At 38.5% G+C, this 24,779-nt stretch carries 1 protein-coding gene; it reads left to right on the top strand.

Features of this window, described 5'->3' with window-relative positions; all coding sequences use genetic code 11:
- Nucleotides 1–457 precede the first annotated feature (457 nt).
- A complete protein-coding gene (locus ACZ0AH_RS10470; protein ID WP_463475745.1) occupies nt 458–24,757 on the top strand; it encodes an MBG domain-containing protein in 24,300 nt (8,099 codons plus the stop codon).
- Nucleotides 24,758–24,779: the final 22 nt, after the last annotated feature.

Here is a 24,779-nt window from a genome sequence, read left to right as displayed (position 1 = left end):
ATGAGATAATTTCTTAAGCCATTTGTTTTTTTAGCTTTTTTAAGCCAATTGATTTTATATCAGCCTACAATACATTTTTTGTTAAACTAAAAAATAATTATATGCTGAATAATTCTACTCTCTCATTTACACGAATTTCTTCTTTGTGTCGCTGGATAGCACTTTTAATTGTTGTCCATACCGTAATAACGCAATATATCGCAATATCCATTTTTAGTCTTCAAAGGAGTACGACTAGTACTGCAGTGGCTATCAATCATCATATAGATTATAATGCAACAGCCTTTCGGAATGTTTTGTTTTTAGAGGGTCTTCAGATTAGGGGGCAGCTTTTGAAAATATATCAATCTTGAATCGTACAAATTTCTTAAGTGGTTATTAATCTGTAACCGGATCAATTGTCACTATAAAAAATCAACCAGTTTTAATTGCACCCAATGGGTTAAAATGAAATAATATGAGCAAAAAATTACTTCTTATATTGGTGTTGTTCTTGTTTAATTTAGGATACGGACAAACAAATACCTGGACAGGATTAACAAGTACAGCATGGGAAACGGGCTCTAACTGGAGTCTGGGAATTGCGCCAATCGCTTTACATGATGTGGTAATCCCTAATGTTGTCAATAAGCCTATAATTTCGACATTGGGAGCAACGTGTGCTACGCTTACTCTGAGCAATGCTTTGGCGTCTGATAATACTTTAACGATTAATTCGCCGGGTACTCTAACAATTCTGGGTGACATTACAATTTCAGCTCCAACATTAGATAGCAGTAATTCTATCATTAATGTAGCAACTGGAATTTTAACTACTGGAAACATAATCTTGGCTAACAGTTCAAATGATACCAGACATTGTAGTTTGCACATCGGAACTGGAACGGTTACGGTAACCGGGAGCATTACTATGAGCGGATCTGCGCTTAGAAATGATGTAACGTTTGCCGGAGCAGGAACTTTAAATATAGGAACCACTATGTCTGGCGGTTCTCTGTCTGCCGGAACAGGATTGGTTAATTATAATAGTTTATCTGCACAAACCGTTGGAGCTTACGTCTATAATAATCTTACACTATCTGGCGGAGCAGCCAAAGATATCAGTGGCGCGACTATAAATGGTATTCTATCAATGGAAGGAGACTCGACTTTGTCGGCTTCTCTTCCTCTAGCTTATGGTCCTTCAGCAACTTTACAATACAATAGTGCATTGCCACAGAATGTAGGTAATGAATGGAGTAATAATTCTCATACAACAACATTTTCATCGACAGGGGGAGTTATAATTACAAACATAGGAACTGTTACACTTGGCTCTACAGGTACTTCAGTACAAAAGACCGATAATGATATTCCTTTAAAAATAAATAGTGGGGCTTCGTTAGTAGCTATTAATTTTTCTAATCTAAATTTTGGGGGGGATTTTATTAATAACGGGGTATTCACTTCTAATGGAGGTGTTATTATAGTAGGTACTGCTGTTACTCAAAACATAGATAGTTTTTCTCAAACTGGTAGCGATGGTTATCTACGCTTTAATAAAACAAGTGGCACAGCTACTTTTACAGGAAATGTAAATGGAACTGATTTTGTTACAAATACTCCTGGAGCAACACTTAATCTGGGGAACGGTTTAACGCATACTTTTACAGGAAATTGGATACAATCAACTGCGACAATAGATGGAGGTTCCAGTACATTAAAAATTGGAGGATCAGGATCCACAGGAGGAACTTTTATTCCGGGTACGGGTACAGTAGAATTTAATGGCGGCAGTCAAAATTTGGGTAGTGCTAAAACCTTTAATAACCTTATTTTGTCCGGTACCGGGACTAAAACTTTTGGAGGAGCTACTACAGTCAACAATACCTTGTCTGTTGGTGTAGGAGTCGTATTAAATTTAGGAACCTATACGCATACGGTTGCTTCTTTATCTCTTAATGGGTTACCTGCAGCTGTAGGATCCTGGGGAGGAACAGGTTCTGGAGCTTTGCATATAGATGTTACTTATTTTGCCCCTAATAGTGGAATTATAAATGTAGGAACTCCAAGTAATGTTTCAACTCTAAGCAATTTAAGCATCAGTCAGGGTACATTAACTCCAGTTTTTGCATCAGGGACAAATAGTTATACGGCTTCGGTAGCTGATAATATATCCAGCCTAACCGTTACACCCACTACAACAGATGCTACTGCAACAGTAAAAGTAAATGGTACAACAGTAACAAGCGGAAGCGCTTCCGGAACTATTGCATTAGCAATGGGTTCAAATACTATTACTACTGTTGTAACGGCTCAGGATGGTGTAACACTGGGAACTTACACTATAACAGTGATTAGAACCGCTCCTGTAGGACCGGGAGGCATAACAGCCAATCTTAAATTATGGCTTAAGGCAGATTCTGCTGTAACTCCTTCTACTCAGGGTGCGGCAGTAACAAGTTGGAATGACCAAAGCGGCGGTAATAATAATGCTGTCTATTCTACTCCTATGTTTTCACAAACTGTTATAAATCCAGTTTATCAGCTAAATTCACTCAACTTTAATCCAACACTTCGTTTTGACGGAACAAGCGGTACAAATTTATCTGCAATTGGAGGAACTTTATCGCCTGCATTAACCAGTAATAATATATCTGCTTACACAGTATTTTTAATGAATCCTACAACAAGCGGATCTGCTCGTGTTATCATGGTTTCGCAAAATGCTTCTACATCTGACTGGCAAAATCAAGCAAGCGCAGATTTAATAAGCCGCACGGGTACTACTAATGTATATGGCTCGAGAAATAGCATATCTGGTCCAACTATCAACAACGTTGTAGGCTCGCCAGTTATAATATCATCACATTTTACAACGGGAAACAAATGGCTTTCAGAGTCAAACGGAAATTCTTTTTCTTCAACAAATTTTACAACTGCGGCATTTAATTCTGCCTATTATCGTTTAGGTTTAAGTACATATAGTTCTAATGATTATTTAAATGGAAATATAGCTGAGGTTATATTATATGATGCAGATCAGTCTTCTTTACCAAGCCATAACCAAATTGAAAGTTATCTTGCCCTTAAATATGGTATTCATAAGGTGGGAAGTTATGTAAGTAGTTCAAATATAAATATTTGGGATGCTACTGTTAATGCTTTATATCATAATGATGTTTTTGGAATAGGTCAGGATGATGCTGATGGTTTACTACAAATACAATCTAACAGCACAAATACCGGTAGTGGAAACGGTACTGGCCAAACCGGAAAAGGAAACATTATAATCAGCAATCCTTCATCATTGGCCAATAACGGATTTTTAGTAATAGGCCATAATACCAGTGCACTTACAGAAACAGATGTAACTCTTGCAGGAAACCTTACGAAAAGAGTCCAAAGACTATGGAAAGTACAAACTACAGGAAATCCCGGAACTATTTCATTAAATTATGACATAACAGGCCTTACATATTCGGGACAAACTGCTACTGATTATGTTCTTCTGGTTGATCCTACAGGCACAGGCGATTTTAACGGAGGAACTGTAGTACAATACGTTGCTGCAACACTTTCAGGCAATAAAGTGTCTTTTAATACAGTAGATTTACCAACTGGCGCTGTATTTACTTTTCAAACATTTGCTCCTCCTACAATTCAGGCAACTAATTTGGTTTTTACAAATACAGCAAACACTACAACTGATGCCAGCTGGACAAACGGCAGCGGTTCATCAAGAATTGTATTTATGTTTGCAGGAAATAGTGGCAGTCCGTTGCCAGTTGATTATACAACTTATAATGCAAATGCAGCTTTTGGTTCAGGCACTCAAATTGGTACAACAGGATGGTATTGTGTTTATAAAGGAACAGGTACAAGTGTGCATATTACGGGACTATCTCCTGCAACAACTTATCAGGTAATGACTCTTGAATATAACAGTAGCGTACCTGGTACCGAATTATATCAATCTACGGTAAGTACAGATAATCCTGCAGAAGTAACTACTACTGTTACAGGTACTAATACAACAGCGCCTGGTGGGATTACTGCCGGACTTAACCTTTGGCTGGATGCAGGAAATGGAGTAAACTCAACGGCTAATAATTTAACAGCATGGACAGATATTACTAACATTAATACATTTACAATTAGCACAACATTGCCTACAGTGGCAACAAATGCAATTAACTTTCATCCAGCAATAAAATTTAATGGTAATGAAAAACTTACCGGCAATATCATTATTGGAATTAGTGAGTGTTATGCAGTCATGGCATTCAACGGTGCAATCAATACAGAAAGAGGCACAGTAATTTCACCAATTACAAATTCAGTTGGGGGCAGCCGTTATGTCTTTCGTTCAGGAAATACTGGAAATATATTTGTAGGCATTATACCTTCATCTACCTCTGCAAATACTTATATGTCTGCGGCAAATCCAGCTAATGGCGAATATGCTGTATGGACAACAAGCGGTACAAATAGTATATTTAGAAAAAACAGTGTACAGGTAGGAAGCGGCACTTCACAGGGAAATATCATGAACGACATACCACAAATAGGTGATCGATCAAGTAATGATTCAAAATTAAATGGCTGGCTTGCAGAAGTAATAAATTATGATACTTCAAAACAGGGTATTGGAAGAGATAATATAGAATCTTATCTTTCAATTAAATACGGAATTCATAAAGCAGGAAATTATATAAGCAGTGCCAATACTATATTGTGGAATGCCACTACTAATGCTGTATATCATAATGATGTTTTTGGAATTGGAGAAGATGACTTATCCGGATTAAACCAATCTATTTCTAATAGTACAAATTCAGGAAGTGGAAATGGCACAGGACAAAACGGAAAAGGGAATATTATAATAAGCAATCCTTCATCATTAGCAAACAATAGTTTTTTATTAATTGGCCATAATACCAGTGCACTTACAGAAACAAATGTAACTGTTGGCGCTAATCTTACAAAGAGAGTTCAACGAATCTGGAAAGTTCAGACTACAGGAAATCCGGGCAACATAACGTTAAATTATGATATAACCGGATTAACATATGCTGCACAAAAAGCCAGCGATTATACCCTTTTAGTTGATCCTACCGGTGCTGGTACTTTTGACGGAGGATCGGTAGTAAAATATACCGCTGTGGCAATTACCGGAAACAAAGTTTCTTTTGAAGTTGTCGACTTACCAACAGGTTCGGTATTTACTTTTCAGACCTTATCTGTACCTACAGTTCAGGCAACGAACATTGTTTTTAGTAATACAGCAGGAACAGCAACAACGACCAGTTGGACAAATGGCGATGGTTCGTCAAGAGCAGTATTTGTATATGCGGGAGCAAGTGGAAGTCCGTTACCTGTAGACTTTACCACTTACACCGCAAATACTGCTTTTGGATTAGGAACTCAAATTGGCACGTCTGGTTGGTTTTGTGTCTATAATGGCACAGGAACATCAGTAAATATTACCGGATTATCTCCTGCAGCTGTTTATCAGATAATGGCTGTTGAATATAATGGTTTACCCGGAAGTGAAGTGTACTTGTCTACAATAAGCACCGGCAATCCTGCAGAAGTTGCCACACTTAATAATGTCGCAACATTGAGTAATTTAACTATAAGTGAAGGAATATTAAATCCTGTTTTTGCAACAGCTACAACTTCTTATGCGACTACAGTAACAAATGCTGTTACAAGTCTAACACTAACACCAACTGCTACAGATACTAATTCTGTAATTACTGTAAATGGAATAGCAGTTGCCAGCGGAAGTCCCTCTGATGGAATTGCGCTTAGCGTTGGGCCAAATATTATTACCACCATTGTAACAGCTCAGGATGGTACAATAACACAAACTTATACTATAACGGTAAACAGGACTGCAGCCTCACCTATTATTACAAGTTTTAGTCCGGAAATTGGTCCAGTTGGAACTACAGTTACCATAAGCGGATCAAATTTTGGAGCTACAATTGCCGAAAATGTCGTGTTTTTTGGCGCTGTGAGAGCTACAATTTCTGCTGCCAGTACAACCAGTTTAACCGTAACTGTTCCTGTGGGAGCGACTTATTTTCCGATAACAGTATTAAACGAAACGACTGTTTTATCTGCAAATTCTTCAGCGCCTTTTATATTAACTTTTACTCCAAATAAAGGAAATATTACTATTAATGATTTAATGCCAAGAGTTAATTTTGCAACAGCGGATTCTGCAGAAGAACTTGTTCTTGGAGATTTTGACGGAGATGGCAAACCTGATTTAGCTATAACCATTCCCCATTTAGATCAATTGATTTTTCTTCATAATACAGCCGTTAGCGGTACAATTGATGCATCTTCTTTTACAGCTTCAGGTGATTATACTTTAGGAGATTATCCTGTCGGAATATCAGTAGCCGATATAGACGGCGACGGAAAACTGGATATTGTAGCTGCAAATTATCATACTGCTACAGTATCTGTTTTAAGAAATACGTCGTCAGGGGTTGGAAATATTAGTTTTGCACCTCAAATCGTATTTAATGTAGGTTTAAATCCTTACAGAGTAGCAATTGGAGATATTGATGGTGATGGAAAATTAGATATTGCATCCGCAAACAAATCGGTTGGTACGGTTTCGGTTTTGCGTAATAATTCATCCGGAATTGGTACGATTAATTTTGATCCTAAAATTGATTATGCCGTAGCTACTGGTTCTTACGGGATAGTTATGGGAGATTTGGACGGTGATCATAAAATTGATATTGCAACTGCAAATCAAAATAGTGCTAACACCGTATCGATTCTAAGAAATAATTCAACAAACGGAGTTATTAATTTTGAATCTCAAATTAACTTTACTACTGGTTATACTGCTTTTGATGTAGCAATTGGTGATTTGAACAAAGATGGCAAAGCCGATCTTGCAGTTGCTAATGCGAATGCTAATTTCGTTTCATTCCTTACTAGTACATCATCCGGAGTTGGAAATATTAACTTTGATACTCCTGTCGATTTTCCTACCAATGCTATTTTAAATAATGTAACATTCGGAGACCTCGACGGTGACGGGAATCTGGATTTGGCGGCCTGTGACAGTGCTAATGAATTGTCTGTTTTTCGAAATACATCTGTAATTGGAGGAGCAATTAGTTTTGCTGATCGAGTGGATTTTGTTAATGAAAACAACGCCAATTCTGTAGTAATTGGAGATCTTGACGGAGATGGTATAAATGATCTCGCAACTGCAAATTATGAAGGTGATAATAATATCTCTATTTTCAGAAATAATCCAATATTTGCCCCAATCCTTCAGGCAACAAATGTTCTATTTACCACTACAACGGGAACTACAACTACTGCGAGCTGGACAAATGGCAACGGTTCTTCAAGAGCTGTATTTGTATATGCAGGAGCAACAGGAAGTCCTGTTCCGGTTGATAATACAACTTATACGGCAAATGCCGCTTTTGGTACAGGAGCACAAATTGGTACAACAGGCTGGTATTGTGTTTATAATGGTACGGGAACAACGGTAAATATAACAGGTCTAACTGCTGAAACCACTTATCAGTTAATGGCGGTTGAATATAATGGTTCAATAGGAAACGAATTATATTTATCTACAACAAGTACCGGAAATCCTGCAGCTATAACTACTCTTAATCCTTCTATATTAGGACCTGGAGGAGTGTCAGCAAATCTTAAGTTATGGCTTAAAGCAAATTCTAGCGTTACACCCGCTACACAAGGTGCAGCTGTGACGGCATGGAACGATCAAGGTGGTGGCAATAATAATGCAGTGTATTCAACTCCAATATTTGCACAAACGGTATTGAACCCTACGTATCAGTTAAATGCACTTAACTTTAATCCTACACTTCGCTTTGCGGGAACAAGTACCACCAATTTTTCTGCTATAGGCGGAAATTTATCTCCGGCACTAACCAGTACTAATATATCGGCTTATACCGTGTTTTTAATGAACACTGCAACAAGCGGATCAGGCCGTATTTTCTTAATTTCACAAACTTCAACTACATCTGATTGGCAAAATCTGGCGGGTGCCGATTTAATTAGCAAAAACGGTAACAATGTAATTTACCAAAGAAACAGCACACAAGGATCATCAGTAGGTCCTGTAATTAATAAGCCTGTAATAGCATCAACCCATTTTACAACAGGTAATCAAGCACTTATTGAATTCAATGGAAATTCTTTTACTGCAAAAACTGCTACAACTGCATCATTTAATTCTGCTTATTATCGTTTAGGTCTTTCTACAGCCGGTACAGTTGAGTGGTTAAATGGAGACATTGCTGAGGTTGTTTTATACGACGCAGATAAATCATCTTTGGCAGGCCACAACCAAATAGAAAGTTATCTGGCCCTTAAATATGGTATTCATAAAACAGGAAGTTATGTTAATAGTTCCGGTACCAATATTTGGGATGCCACTGCTAACGCTGCTTATCATAATGATGTATTCGGGATTGGTCAGGATGATGCATCAGGATTGTTACAAACACAATCTAATAGTGTTAATACCGGTAGTGGTAATGGTACAGGACAAAACGGAAGAGGAAATATTATCATCAGTAATCCTTCGTCATTAGTCAACGACGGGGTTTTGATGATTGGGCATAATACCAGCTCATTAAACGAAATAGACGTTACTACAGGAGGTAACTATACAAAAAGGGTAGAAAGAAACTGGAAAGTTCAAACTACAGGTAATCCCGGAAACATAACGGTGAGTTATGATGTAACTGGAATGATATATTCCGCACAAAGTTTCAGTGATTACGTTCTTATAGTTGATCCAACAGGTACTGGTAGTTTTAATGCAGGATCTGTAGTGCAATATCCTGCAGCATCTCAAACAGGTAACAAGGTTTTATTTAATGGGGTATCATTACCAACAGGTTCCGTATTTACCTTTCAAACATTATCTGAGCCTATAATTCAGGCCAGTAATCTTGTTTTTACAGATACTACATCAACCACAACTACCGTTACCTGGGAAAATGGTGATGGTTCTGCAAGAGCCGTATTTGTATATCAAGGTTCAGGCGGAAGCCCTTTTCCGATTGATGATACAACTTACACACCCGATACTGTTTTTGGAGCAGGATCTCAAATTGGCACTTCAGGCTGGTATTGTGTTTATAATGATACAGGCACAACAGTAGATATCACAGGTTTGACACCCGGAACAACCTATCAGGTAATGACTGTTGAATATGATGGTGTACCGGGAAATGAAGGTTATCAGACTGCAATAAATACAGGAAATCCGGCAAGTGTAACTACTCTTAATAACATAGCTACTTTAAGTAATTTAAGCATAAGCGATGGAACATTAGATCCTATTTTTGCATCTGGTACCACAACTTATACAGCAACTGTAGCAAATATCGTTACGAATTTTACAGTAACACCTACAACTACGGACCCAAATGCAACTGTAACGGTAAACGGAATAGCAGTTGTAAGCGGAAATCCTTCTGATGTAATTGCTTTGGTCGCCGGGCCAAATGTACTTACTATTGTAGTAACGGCTGAAGATGGTACAACCATAGAAACTTATACCCTAACTGTAACCCGCACTGAACCTACAATTATAACTACCGGAACTTTAACAGCATTATCGACTATTTATGGTACACCTTCTGCATCCGATACTTTTAATGTTTCAGGAACAGATATGTACGAGGGAATTTTAGTTACAGCACCTTCCGGATTTGAAGTAAGTAGTGATGACATTAATTTTAGTGATGCAATTACAGTTGGTGCAGCAGGAATTATTGCATCTACACCGGTATATATCAGATTAAAAGGAACAATTCCGGCAGGAAATTATTCCGGAGATATAGTTTTAACCAGTAATAGTGCAGCCACTGTAAACATGCCTACAGTTTCGAGTACAATAACTCAGGCAACTTTAACCATTACGGCAGATGACAAAACAAAAGTTTATGGAGATGCAAATCCAACTTTAACAATAACTTATTCCGGTTTTGTAAACGGAGACACAATTGGAAGTTTGACTTTAGCGCCAATAATAAGCACAGCCGCTGTCACAGGAAGTCCTGTTGGCACATATACAATTGGTGCCAGCGGAGCTGCAAATCCTAATTATGTTATAACTTACGTAGATGGAAATCTAACTATTACTCCTGCTACATTAACCATAACTGCGGATGATAAAACCAAAGCGTACGGCGATGCAAATCCAACTTTAACCGCAACATATTCTGGTTTTGTAAATGGAGATACGGAAGCAGATTTGACAACGCCGGCAACAATTTCAACGTTGGCAGACGCATCAAGTCCGGTTGGAAATTATACGATCACAGCCATAGGAGCGGTTTCTTCCAATTATGATTTCACTTACGTGAATGGCAATCTGGAAATAACAAAAGCAATCGTTACAGTTACTGCTGATGATAAAACCAAAATATATGGTTCAGCAAATCCAGCTTTAACCGCGACTTATTCCGGTTTTGTAAACGGAGACACGGAAACTGATTTAACAACTCCGGTAACCATTTCAACTTTAGCCGATACATCAAGTCCGGTTGGAAATTACCCAATTACAGTAAGCGGAGGTGTTTCTTCAAACTATGATTTCACTTACGTGAATGGAAATCTAGAAGTTACAAAAGCAATCTTAACAGTTACAGCCGATGACAAAACCAAAACATATGGTTCAGCAAATCCAGCTTTAACCGCGACTTATTCCGGTTTTGTAAACGCAGACACGGAAACTGATTTAACAACTCCGGTAACCATTTCAACTTTAGCCGATACATCAAGTCCGGTTGGAAATTACCCAATTACAGTAAGCGGAGGTGTTTCTCCAAACTATGATTTCACTTATGTAAATGGAAATCTGGAAATAACAAAAGCAATCGTAACAGTTACGGCTGATGATAAAACCAAAGCGTACGGAACTGCAAATCCAGCTTTAACCGCGACTTATTCCGGATTTGTAAACGGAGATACGGAAACTGATTTGACAACGCCAGCAACCATCGCAACTTTAGCCGATACATCAAGTCCGGTTGGAAATTACCCAATTACAGTAAGCGGAGGTGTTTCTTCAAACTATGATTTCACTTATGTAAATGGAAATCTGGAAATAACAAAAGCAATTGTAACAGTTACAGCCGATGATAAAACCAAAGCATACGGCGATGCAAATCCAGCTTTAACGGCAACTTATTCCGGTTTTGTAAACGGAGATACGGAAACTGATTTAACAACTCCTCCAACCATTTCAACATTAGCAGATATTTCAAGTCCGGTTGGAAATTATGCGATAACAGCCATAGGAGCGGTTTCTCCAAATTATGATTTCACTTATATAAATGGAAATCTCGAAGTTACAAAAGCAATTGTAACCATAACTGCTGATGATAAAACCAAAGCATATGGAGCTGCAAACCCAATTTTTACCGCAACTTACACAGGATTCGTAAACGGGGACACGGAAGCAGATTTGACAACGCCAGCAACCATCGCAACTTTAGCCGATACTACAAGTCCGGTTGGAACATATCCAATCACGGCAAGCGGAGCGGTTTCTTCTAATTATGATTTCATTTATGTGAATGGAAATCTGGAAATAACAAAAGCTGTGTTAACTATTACAGCCGATGATAAAACCAAAGCGTACGGCGATGCAAATCCAACTTTAACCGCAACATATTCAGGTTTTGTAAATGGGGATACACAAGCAGATTTGACAACGCCAGCAACAATTTCAACATTGGCAGATATTTCAAGTCCGGTTGGAAATTACCCAATTACAGCAAGCGGAGCGGTTTCTCAAAACTATGATTTCACTTACGTGAATGGAAATTTGGAAATAACAAAAGCAATTGTAACCATAACTGCTGATGATAAAACCAAAGCGTACGGCGATGCAAATCCAACTTTAACCGCAACATATTCAGGATTTGTAAACGGAGACACAGAAACAGATTTGACAACGCCAGCAACATTAAGTACAACTGCTTTGGATGGAAGTCCGGTTGGAAATTACCCAATTACGGTAAGCGGAGCGGTTTCTCCAAACTATGATTTCACTTACGTGGATGGAAATCTGGAAGTAACAAAAGCTGTGTTAACTATTACAGCCGATGATAAAACCAAAGCGTACGGCGATGCAAACCCAACTTTAACCGCAACTTATACAGGATTCGTAAACGGAGACACGGAAACTGATTTAACAACTCCTCCAACCATTTCAACATTGGCAGATATTTCAAGTCCGGTTGGAACATATCCAATTACAGCAGGCGGAGCAGTTTCTTCCAATTATGATTTCACTTATATAGACGGACTTTTAACAGTTACAAAAGCAATCGTAACAGTTATGGCCGATGATAAAACCAAAATATATGGTTCAGCAAATCCAGCTTTAACCGCGACTTATTCAGGTTTTGTAAATGGGGATACACAAGCAGATTTGACAACGCCAGCAACAATTTCAACATTGGCAGATATTTCAAGTCCGGTTGGAAATTACCCAATTACAGCAAGCGGAGCGGTTTCTCAAAACTATGATTTCACTTATATAAATGGAAATCTCGAAGTTACAAAAGCAATCGTAACCATAACTGCGGATGATAAAACTAAAATATATGGTTCAGTAAACCCAACTTTAACCGCGACTTATTCCGGTTTTGTAAACGGAGACACGGAAACTGATTTGACAACGCCAGCAACCATCGCAACTTTAGCCGATACTACAAGTCCGGTTGGAACATATCCAATCACGGCAAGCGGAGCAGTTTCTCCAAACTATGATTTCACTTATATAAATGGAAATCTAGAAGTTACAAAAGCAATCGTAACCATAACTGCGGATGATAAAACTAAAATATATGGTTCAGTAAACCCAACTTTAACCGCGACTTATTCCGGTTTTGTAAACGGAGACACGGAAACAGATTTGACAACGCCAGCAACAATTTCAACATTGGCAGACATATCAAGTCCTGTTGGAAATTATGCGATAACAGCCATAGGAGCGGTTTCTCTAAATTATGATTTCACTTACGTGGATGGAAATCTCGAAGTTACAAAAGCAATCGTAACCATAACTGCTGATGATAAAACCAAAGCGTACGGCGATGCAAATCCAACTTTAACGGCAAGTTATACAGGATTCGTAAACGGAGATACACAAGCAGATTTGACTACCCCTGCAACAATTTCAACTTTAGCCGATGCATCAAGTCCGGTTGGAAATTATCCAATCACGGCAAGCGGAGCAGTTTCTCCAAACTATGATTTCACTTACGCAAATGGAAATCTGGAAATAACAAAAGCAATCGTAACCATAACTGCTGATGATAAAACCAAAATATATGGGTCAGCAAATCCAGCTTTAACCGCGACTTATTCCGGTTTTGTAAACGGGGACACAGAAGCAGTTTTGACAACGCCAGCAACCATCGCAACTTTAGCCGATACTACAAGTCAGGTTGGAACATATCCAATCAAGGCAAGCGGAGCAGTTTCTTCAAACTATGATTTCACTTACGTGGATGGAAATCTGGAAGTAACAAAAGCTGTGTTAACTATTACTGCTGATGATAAAACCAAAGCGTACGGCGATGCAAATCCAACTTTAACGGCAAGTTATACAGGATTCGTAAACGGAGATACGGAAGCAGATTTAACAACTTCTGCAACAATTTCAACATTGGCAGATACTTCAAGTCCGGTTGGAACTTATCCAATTACAGCAACAGGAGCGGTTTCTCCAAACTATGATTTCACTTACGTGGATGGAAATCTGGAAATAACAAAAGCTGTGTTAACTATTACTGCTGATGACAAAACCAAAACATATGGTTCAGCAAACCCAACATTCACTGCAACATATTCAGGTTTTGTAAATGGAGATACAGAAACAGATTTAACAACGCCTCCAACATTAAGTACAACTGCTTTGGATGGAAGTCCGGTTGGAAATTATCCAATTATAGCAAGCGGTGCGGTTTCTCCAAACTATGATTTCACTTACGCAAATGGAAATCTGGAAATAACAAAAGCAATCGTAACAGTTACGGCTGATGATAAAACCAAAGCGTACGGCGATGCAAATCCAACTTTAACGGCAACTTATTCAGGTTTTGTAAACGGAGATACACAAGCAGATTTGACAACTTCTGCAGTAATTTCAACATTGGCAGACACATCAAGTCCGGTTGGAAATTATACGATCACAGCCATAGGAGCGGTTTCTTCCAATTATGATTTCACTTACGTGGATGGAAATTTGGAAATAACAAAAGCAATTGTAACCATAACTGTTGATGACAAAACCAGAGCGTACGGCGATGCAAATCCAGCTTTAACGGCAACTTATACAGGATTCGTAAACGGAGACACACAAGCAGATTTAACAACTCCTGCAACCATTTCAACATTGGCAGATATTTCAAGTCCGGTTGGAAATTATGCGATAACAGCCATAGGAGCGGTTTCTCCAAACTATGATTTCACTTATGTAAATGGAAATCTAGAAGTTACAAAAGCAATCGTAACAGTTACAGCCGATGACAAAACCAAAACATACGGCGATGCAAATCCAACTTTAACTGCGACTTATTCAGGTTTTGTAAACGGAGACACGGAAACTGATTTAACAACTTCTGCAACAATTTCAACATTAGCAGACGCATCAAGTCCGGTTGGAAATTACCAAATTACGGCAAGCGGAGCAGTTTCTCCAAACTATGATTTCACTTACGTGAATGGAAATCTGGAAGTTACAAAAGCTGTGTTAACTATTACTACTGATGATAAAACCAAAGCGTACGGCGATGCAAACCCAACTTTAACGGCAACTTATTCCGGTTTTGTAAACGGAGATACGGAAGCAGATTTGACTACCCCTGCAACAATTTCAACATTGGCAGACGCATCAAGTCCGGTTGGAAATTATGCAATAACAGCAACAGGAGCGGTTTCTCCAAACTATGATTTCACTTATGTGGATGGAAATTTGGAAATAACAAAAGCAATCGTTACAGTTACTGCTGATGACAAAACCAAAATATATGGTTCAGCAAACCCAACATTCACTGCAACATATTCAGGTTTTGTAAATGGAGATACAGAAACAGATTTAACAACGCCTCCAACATTAAGTACAACTGCTTTGGATGGAAGTCCGGTTGGAAATTATCCAATTATAGCAAGCGGAGCGGTTTCTCCCAACTATGATTTCACTTACGTGAATGGAAATCTGGAAATAACAAAAGCAATCGTAACCATAACTGCGGATGATAAAACCAAAATATATGGTTCAGTAAACCCAGCTTTAACTGCGACTTACGCAGGTTTTGTAAACGGAGACACAGAAACAGACTTGACAACGCCAGCAACAATTTCAACATTGGCAGACGCATCAAGTCCGGTTGGAACTTATCCAATTACAGTAAGCGGTGCGGTTTCTTCCAATTATGATTTCACTTATGTGAATGGAAATCTCGAAGTTACAAAAGCAATCGTAACCATAACTGCGGATGATAAAACCAAAGCATACGGAGATGCAAACCCAACTTTAACTGCGACTTATTCAGGTTTTGTAAACGGAGACACGGAAACTGATTTAACAACTTCTGCAACAATTTCAACATTGGCAGATATTTCAAGTCCAGTTGGAAATTACCCAATTACAGCAAGCGGTGCGGTTTCTCCAAATTATGATTTCACTTACGTGAATGGAAATCTCGAAGTTACAAAAGCAATCGTAACAGTTACAGCCGATGATAAAACCAAAATATATGGTTCAGTAAACCCAACTTTAACAGCAACTTATTCCGGTTTTGTAAACGGAGACACGGAAACTGATTTAACAACTTCTGCAACAATTTCAACATTGGCAGATACTTCAAGTCCGGTTGGAAATTATACTATAACAGCCATAGGTGCGGTTTCTCCAAACTATGATTTCACTTATGTAAATGGAAACATGGAAGTAACAAAAGCAATCGTAACAGTTACGGCGGATGATAAAACCAAAGCGTACGGAGATGCAAACCCAACTTTAACTGCGACTTATTCAGGATTCGTAAACGGTGATACGGAAAGCAATTTAACAACTTTACCAACATTAAGTACAACTGCTTTGGTTGGAAGTCTGGTTGGAACATATCCAATCACGGCAAGCGGAACAGTTTCTCCAAATTATGATTTCACTTACGTGAATGGAAATCTCGAAGTTACAAAAGCAATCGTAACAGTTACAGCCGATGATAAAACCAAAATATATGGTTCAGTAAACCCAACTTTAACCGCAACTTATTCAGGTTTTGCAAACGGGGACACGGAAGCAGATTTGACAACGCAAGCAACAATTTCAACATTGGCAGATACTTCAAGTCCGGTTGGAAATTATACTATAACAGCCATAGGTGCGGTTTCTCCAAACTATGATTTCACTTATGTAAATGGAAACCTGGAAGTAACAAAAGCAATCGTAACAGTTACGGCGGATGATAAAACCAAAGCGTACGGAGATGCAAACCCAACTTTAACTGCGACTTATTCAGGATTCGTAAACGGTGATACGGAAAGCAATTTAACAACTTTACCAACATTAAGTACAACTGCTTTGGTTGGAAGTCTGGTTGGAACATATCCAATCACGGCAAGCGGAGCAGTTTCTCCAAACTATGATTTCACTTACGTGGATGGAAATCTCGAAGTTACAAAAGCAATCGTAACCATAACTGCTGATGATAAAACCAGAGCCTACGGCGATGCAAATCCAACTTTAACCGCAACTTATTCAGGTTTTGCAAACGGGGACACGGAAGCAGATTTGACAACACCTGCAACAATTTCAACATTGGCAGATATTTCAAGTCCAGTTGGAAATTATGCAATTACGGCAAGCGGTGCGGTTTCTCTAAATTATGATTTCACTTACGTGGATGGAAATCTCGAAGTTACAAAAGCAATCGTAACCATAACTGCTGATGATAAAACCAGAGCCTACGGCGATGCAAATCCAACTTTAACGGCAAGTTATACAGGATTCGTAAACGGAGATACGGAAGCAGATTTAACAACTTCTGCAACAATTTCAACATTGGCAGACGCATCAAGTCCGGTTGGAACATATCCAATTATAGCAAGCGGAGCGGTTTCTTCAAACTATGATTTCACTTATGTGGATGGAAATTTGGAAATAACAAAAGCAATTGTAACCATAACTGCTGATGATAAAACCAAAGCGTACGGCGATGCAAATCCAACTTTAACAGCAACTTATTCAGGATTCGTAAACGGAGATACGGAAGCAGATTTAACAACTTCTGCAACAATTTCAACATTGGCAGACGCATCAAGTCCGGTTGGAAATTATGCAATAACAGCCAGCGGAGCGGTTTCTTCCAATTATGATTTCACTTACGCAAATGGAAATTTGGAAATAACAAAAGCAATGGTAACAGTTACGGCTGATGATAAAACCAAAGCGTACGGCGATGCAAACCCTACTTTAACAGCAACATATTCAGGTTTTGCAAACGGAGATACACAAGCAGATTTAACAACGCCAGCAACAATTTCAACTTTAGCCGATGCATCAAGTCCGGTTGGAAATTATACGATCACAGCCATAGGAGCGGTTTCTCCAAACTATGATTTCACTTACGTGAATGGAAATCTGGAAATAACAAAAGCAATCGTTACAGTTACTGCTGATGACAAAACTAAAATATATGGTTCAGCAAATCCTACTTTAAGCGCAACATATTTAGGATTCGTAAACGGAGATACACAAGCAGATTTAACAACGCCAGCAACAATTTCAACTTTAGCCGATGCATCAAGTCCGGTTGGAAATTATACGATAACAGCCATAGGAGCGGTTTCTCCAAATTATGATTTCACTTACGTGGATGGAAATTTGGAAATAACAAAGGCAATTGTAACCATAACTGCTGATGATAAAACCAAAACATATGGATCAGCAAACCCTACTTTAACGGCTAGTTATTCCGGTTTTGTAAACGGAGATACGGAAGCAGATTTGACAACGCCGGCAACAATTTCAACGTTGGCCGATACTTCAAGTCCGGTTGGAAATTACCCAATTACGGCAAACGGAGCAGTTTCTTCCAATTATGATTTCACTTACGTGAATGGAAATCTGGAAATAACAAAAGCAATCGTAACAGTTACAGCCGATGATAAAACCAAAGCGTACGGAGCTGCAAATCCAATTTTTACCGCGACTTATTCAGGATTTGTAAACGGAGATACGGAAACTGATTTAACAACTTCTGCAACAATTTCAACATTGGCAGATATTTCAAGTCCGGTTGGAACTTATCCAATTACAGCAAGCGGTGCGGTTTCTCCAAACTATGATTTCACTTATGTAAATGGAAATTTGGAAATAACAAAGGCAATTTTAACCATAACTGCTGATGATAAAACCAAAGCGTACGGCGATGCAAATCCAACTTTAACGGCTAGTTATTCCGGTTTTGTAAACGGAGATACGGAAGCAGATTTGACAACGCCGGCAACAATTTCAACGTTGGCCGATACTTCAAGTCCGGTTGGAAATTATCCAATTATGGCAAGTGGAGCAACTTCTCCTATTTATACGATTAATTATGTAGACGGAAGTTTAGCAGTAACCCCTGTTGTATTAACTATCACAGCTGATGATAAAACAAAAGCTTACGGAGATGCAAACCCAACTTTAACTGCTACGTATTCAGGATTTGTAAATGGAGACACTGTTGCAAGTTTAACCACTCCTCCAACAATCGCAACAACAGCCGATACAAATAGTCCAGTAGGAACTTATCCAATAACAGTTTCTGGAGCAGTTTCCTCTAACTATGACTTTACTTATGTTGAGGGAATCTTAACCGTAACACCTTTAACAGATGCTACTTTATCTGACTTAACTATAAGTTCAGGTACATTAACGCCTGCTTTTGCACCTGGAACAACAAATTATACTGCTACGGTAGATAATGCTACAACGAATATAACCGTAACACCTGTCACTACAGATTCCAACGCAACTGTTACGGTAAATGGTGTAACAGTAAATAGCGGAAGTGCTTCTGGAGAAATTGCTTTGGCAGTTGGTTCAAATGTTATTACAACAATTGTTACCGCTCAGGATGGTACAACATTAGAAACTTATACCATAACTGTAACCAGAGCTTCAGCACCAATATTAACCATAACTGTTGATAATAAAACCAAATCTTATGGAGATGCAAATCCAACATTAACGGTAACGTATAGTGGTTTTGTAAACGGTGATACCGAAGCAGATTTAACAACGCTGCCAACTATTTCAACTTTAGGAGATGCATCAAGTCCTGTTGGAAATTATCCAATTACGGCAAGTGGAGCAACTTCTCCTTTTTATACGATTAATTATGTAGACGGAAGTTTAGCAGTAACCCCTGTTGTATTAACTATCACAGCTGATGATAAAACAAAAGCTTACGGAGATGCAAACCCAACTTTAACTGCTACGTATTCAGGATTTGTAAATGGGGACACTGCGGCAAGTTTAACAACTCAGCCAACAATCGCTACAACAGCCGATATTAATAGTCCTGTGGGAACATATCCGATTACGGCAAGTGGTGCTGTTTCTTCTAACTATGACTTTACATATATTGACGGAATCTTAACTGTAACACCTCTAACAGATGCTACTTTATCTGACTTAACTATAAGTTCAGGTACATTAACACCTGCTTTCGCACCTGGAACAACAAATTATACTGCTACGGTAGATAATGCTACAACGAGTATAACCGTAACACCTATAACTACAGATTCCAACGCAACTGTAACGGTAAATGGTGTAACAGTAAACAGCGGAAGCGCCTCTGAAGCAATTGCTTTGGCGGTAGGTCCAAATATTATTACAACAGTAGTAACCGCTCAGGATGGTACTACATTAGAAACTTATACCATAACTGTAACCAGAGCTTCAGCACCAATATTAACGATTACAATTGATAATAAAACTAAAAATTATGGCGATGCAAATCCAACATTGACCGTAACGTATTCAGGTTTTGTAAATGGAGATACCGAAGCAGATTTAACAACGCTGCCAACTATTTCAACTTTAGCGGACGCATCAAGTCCTGTTGGAACATATCCAATTACGGCAAGCGGAGCAACTTCTCCTACGTATACGATTAATTATGTAGACGGAAGTTTAGCAATAACACCTGTTGCATTAACCATAACAGCTGATGATAAAACAAAAGCTTACGGAGATGCAAATCCAACTTTAACGGCAAGTTATATTGGTTTTGTAAATGGCGACACGGAAGCAAGTTTAGATACTCCTCCAACAATCGCAACAACAGCCGATACAAATAGTCCAGTAGGAACTTATCCAATAACAGTTTCTGGAGCCGTTTCTTCTAACTATGACTTTACATATATTGACGGAATCTTAACCGTAACACCTTCAACAGATGCTACTTTATCTGACTTAACTATAAGTTCAGGTACATTAACACCTGCTTTCGCACCTGGAACAACAAATTATACCGCTACGGTAGATAATGCTACAACGAGTATAACCGTAACACCTGTAACTACAGATTCCAACGCAACTGTAACGGTAAATGGTGTAACAGTAAACAGCGGAAACGCTTCTGAAACAATTGTTTTGGCAGTTGGACCAAATGTTATTACAACAGTAGTAACCGCTCAGGATGGTACTACATTAGAAACTTATACCATAACTGTAACCAGAGCTTCAGCACCAATATTAACGATTACAGTTGATAATAAAAGTAAAAATTATGGCGATGCAAATCCAACATTAGCCGTAACGTATTCAGGTTTTGTAAATGGTGATACCGAAGCAGATTTAACAACGCTGCCAACTATTTCAACTTTAGCGGACGCATCAAGTGCTGTTGGAACATATCCAATTACGGCAAGTGGAGCAACTTCTCCTACGTATACAATTAATTATGTCGATGGAAATTTGACTGTAAATCCAGCAATATTGACTGTCAAAGCTGAGGATAAATCCAAAGTATACGGAAGTGCAAACCCAATTTTAACCGCAAGTTATTCAGGATTCGTAAACGGAGAAACCGAGGCAGATTTAACAACTGCTCCAACTCTAACAACTACTGCAGACGTTAACAGTCCAGTCGGAACATATCCGATAACAGCAAGCGGAGCAGTTTCTTCAAACTATGACTTTACGTATGTTGACGGAATCTTAACCGTAACACCTTTGACAGATGCTACCCTATCTAACTTAACAATAAGTTCAGGTACATTAACGCCTGCTTTTGCACCTGGAACAACAAATTATACTGCTACGGTAGATAATGCTACAACGAATATAACCGTAACACCTGTCACTACAGATTCCAACGCAACTGTTACGGTAAATGGTGTAACAGTAACCAGCGGAAGCGCATCCGGGGCAATTCCTTTGGCGGTAGGTCCAAATATTATTACAACAGTAGTAACCGCTCAGGATGGTACTACATTAGAAACTTATACCATAACTGTAACCAGAGCTTCAGCACCAATATTAACCATAACTGTTGATAATAAAACCAAATCTTATGGAGATGCAAATCCAGCTTTAACCGTAACGTATTCAGGTTTTGTAAATGGAGATACCGAAGCCAGTTTAACTACGCTGCCAACCATTACTACAACAGCGGACGCATCAAGTCCTGTTGGAACATATCCAATAATAGCAAGCGGTGCCATTGCTCCAAACTACACAATCAATTATGTTGATGGAACTTTAGAAGTAACACCTGTTGCCCTTACTATTACTGCTGATAACAAAACTAAAGCTTATGGAGATGCAAACCCAACTTTAACGGTAAGTTATACAGGTTTTGTAAATGGAGATACAGAAACTGATTTAACAAATCTACCAACAATTTCTACTACTGCAGACACTAACAGCCCAGTCGGAACATATCCGATAACAGCAAGCGGAGCCGTTGCAGCCAATTATACTTTTACTTATGTAGATGGAATCTTAACCGTAACACCTTTAACAGATGCTACTTTATCTGACTTAACCATAAGTTCAGGTACATTAACGCCTGCTTTCGCACCTGGAACAACAAATTATACTGCTACGGTAGATAATGCTACAACAAGTATAACCGTAACACCTGTCACTACAGATTCCAACGCAACTGTAACGGTAAATGGTGTAACAGTAACCAGTGGAAACGCTTCTGAAGCAATTGTTTTGGCAGTTGGACCAAATGTTATTACAACAATTGTTACCGCCCAGGATGGAACATTAGAAACTTACACCATAACTGTAACCAGAGCTTCAGCACCAATATTAACTATTTCAGTTGATAATAAAACTAAAAATTATGGTGATGCAAATCCAACATTAACCGTAACGTATTCAGGTTTTGTAAATGGAGATACCGTAGCAGATTTAACAACGCTGCCAACTATTTCAACTTTAGCGGACGCATCAAGTCCTGTTGGAACATATCCAATAATAGCAAGCGGTGCCATTGCTCCAAACTACACAATCAATTATGTTGATGGAACTTTAGAAGTAACACCTGTTGCCCTTACTATTACTGCTGATAACAAAACTAAAGCTTACGGAGATGCAAACCCAACTTTAACGGTAAGTTATACAGGTTTTGTAAATGGAGATACAGAAACTGATTTAACAAATCTACCAACAATTTCTACTACTGCAGACACTAACAGCCCAGTCGGAACATATCCGATAACAGCAAGCGGAGCAGTTTCCTCTAACTATGACTTTACGTATGTTGACGGAATCTTAACCGTAACACCTTTAGCACATGCTACTTTATCTGACTTAACTATAAGTTCAGGTACATTAACACCTGCTTTCGCACCTGGAACAACAAATTATACTGCTACGGTAGATAATGCCACAACGAGTATAACCGTAACACCTATAACTACAGATTCCAACGCAACTGTAACGGTAAATGGTGTAACAGTAAACAGCGGAAGCGCTTCCGAAGCAATTGTTTTGGCAGTGGGACCAAATGTTATTACAACAATTGTTACTGCTCAGGATGGAACATTAGAAACTTATACTATAACTGTAACCAGAGCTTCATCACCAATATTAACTATTACAGCAGATAATAAAACTAAAACTTATGGAGATGCAAATCCAACATTGACCGTAACGTATTCAGGTTTTGTAAATGGTGATACCGAAGCAGATTTAACAACGCTGCCAACAATTTCCACAACAGCAGTAACCGGAAGCTCAGTAGGAACATATCCAATTACCGCAAGCGGAGCAGTTGCACCAAATTATACAATTAATTATGTAAACGGAACACTAACCGTAACAAAAGCTACTTTAAACATTGCAGCTAATAATGCGAGCAAAGCTTATGGTTCGGCAAATCCAAGTCTAACCGCAACATACACCGGATTTGTAAACGGAGATACCAGCGCAAGTCTGGCAACTCAGCCAACGATTACTACAACAGCAGTAACAGGAAGTTCAGTAGGAACTTATCCAATAACAGCTAGTGGAGCAGTTGCAGCAAACTATACGATAACTTATTCAAACGGAACATTATCAGTAACTCCGGTAACGTTAACGATTAAAGTCGATAATAAAACTAAAGTTGTTGGTTCTGCGAACCCTGCTTTAACAGCAACCTATACAGGATTTGTAAACGGAGATACAGCGGCGAACTTGACAACTCAACCAACAATTACAACTACTGCAGTAACTTCAAGTCAGGTAGGAACATATCCTATTAAAGCTAACGGAGCAGCATCGATTAATTATACTTTTGTTTATGTAGATGGAATTCTTACTATTTTACCTTCAACTACTATCAAAGATAATTTGATTAATCTATCTCTTAGTAATGGAACTTTAAACCCTGCTTTCTCTCCAAATATTACATCTTATAGTGCAAATGTTGGACACGAAATTACAACAGAAATTGTAACCCCAACATCAGAAGATCCTTTAGCAACTATTACGATAAATGGTGTACCGGTAATTAGCGGACAGCCTTCAAATCCAATTCCGTTAGCGGTGGGTCCAAATACGATTACTATCAAAGTTACCGGCAATGATGGTTTAACGGTTAAAACTGATGCTGCAATTGTTAAAACATACACGGTAATTGTCAACAGAGCGCCTTCAAGCGAAGCAGGCTTATCGGATTTAACAGTTAGCAATGTTACTTTAAATCCTGCATTTGCAACAAATATTAACAATTATGTTGCTGAGGTAGCCAATAATATTAGTATGACTAGTATTAAGCCTACGCTAATTGATCCAACGGCAACTATCACAATTAATGGTGTGCCTGTTAGCAATAACGGAACTATAACAGTACCTCTAAATACAGGCGATAATACGATTACAGTTGTTGTAACGGCTCAGGATGGTACGACTATAGAAACTTATACCATTAACATCTATAGAGCGGTTGGACCTGATGCCATTGTGATCACCAATATTATTTCTCCAAACGGAGATGGCAAAAATGATTATTGGGAAATCAAAGACATTCAATTATATCCTAATAATAAAGTTATCGTTTTCGATCGTGCCGGCAGAATAATATATTCTAAAAATTCTTATGCCAATGATTGGGATGGTTCTTACGCCGGATCCCGACTTAACGATGATACCTATTATTATTTAATTGATCTTGGAGATGGCTCACTTAGAAGGATTTATTACCATAATCAGGGATTAAAACTATAAAGTATAAGCGAAAAAAAGAGTA

The sequence above is a fragment of the Flavobacterium sp. AC105 genome (assembly GCF_979258495.1).
The sequence above is the reverse complement of the archived record's forward strand: the minus strand, read 5'-3'. Positions and strand labels throughout refer to the sequence as shown.

What these genes read in the sequence shown, in the direction of transcription:
- ACZ0AH_RS10470 (WP_463475745.1), top strand. Translation starts at nt 458, where the DNA reads ATGAGCAAAAAATTACTTCTTATATTGGTGTTGTTCTTGTTTAATTTA.